A 201-nucleotide genomic window follows, 5' to 3' on the forward strand; every position below is an offset into this window, starting at 1 on the left:
TGTAGTCGGTCACGTTGTTCGCGTCTGCTGCTGAAGCAGTGACGGTCACTTTGTCGGAACCTGCGCTCGCGGTGGTGCCTTTGGCGTTGACGGTGTAAACGTCTTGGCCGTTGGCGCCGGTCGTTTTAACCACGTCTTTGATGTTGGTACCGGCTGCGACCTCGGTACGGGCGGCGGCGCTTTGCTGTTTCAGCTGGCTGT

The 201-nt window shown here is 59.7% G+C and carries 1 protein-coding gene; it reads right to left on the reverse strand.

The features are described from left to right. The coding region (locus ACTHTY_RS12305) for a hypothetical protein (protein ID WP_440367907.1) at positions 1-201 on the reverse strand (201 nt) is incomplete at both ends.

The sequence above is a fragment of the Neisseria sp. P0019.S002 genome, from assembly GCF_051957155.1.
GTDB lineage: Bacteria > Pseudomonadota > Gammaproteobacteria > Burkholderiales > Neisseriaceae > Neisseria > Neisseria perflava.